Raw genomic sequence first — 564 nt, forward strand, 5'->3', positions numbered from 1 at the left:
CGAGGACGAGACGGTCTGTCCCGAGTGCGGCGGCAACCTCGTCAACGACGAGGAGCACGGCGAGACCGTCTGTGAAGAGTGCGGCCTCGTCGTCGAGGAGGACAGCGTCGACCGCGGCCCCGAGTGGCGCGCGTTCGACTCCCAGGAGAAAGACCAGAAGAGCCGCGTCGGTGCCCCCACCACCAAGATGATGCACGACGAGGGGCTGTCGAGCAACATCGGCTGGCAGAACAGGGACGCCTACGGGAACTCGCTGAGTTCGCGCCAGCGCGAGAAGATGCAGCGTCTCCGCAAGTGGGACGAACGGTTCCGCACGCGCAACGCCAAGGAGCGCAACCTCAAGCAGGCGCTGGGCGAAATCGACCGGATGGCGTCGGCGCTCGGCCTGCCGAAGAACGTCCGGGAGACGGCGTCGGTCATCTACCGCCGCGCCCTCGACGAGGACCTCCTGCCCGGCCGCTCCATCGAGGGCGTCGCCACGGCGTCGCTGTACGCCGCCGCACGCCAGGTCGGCGTCCCGCGCAGCCTCGACGAGGTGGCGACGGTGAGCCGCATCGACGCGAT

1 protein-coding gene is annotated in these 564 nt (G+C 69.1%); it reads left to right on the plus strand.

Annotated elements, in window-relative coordinates; translation table 11 throughout:
* A partial coding sequence (locus tag ACRYA2_RS26595) for a transcription initiation factor IIB (protein WP_433634826.1) occupies positions 1-564 on the plus strand: 564 nt, incomplete at both ends.

The sequence above is a fragment of the Halomicrococcus pelagicus genome (genome assembly GCF_050954125.1).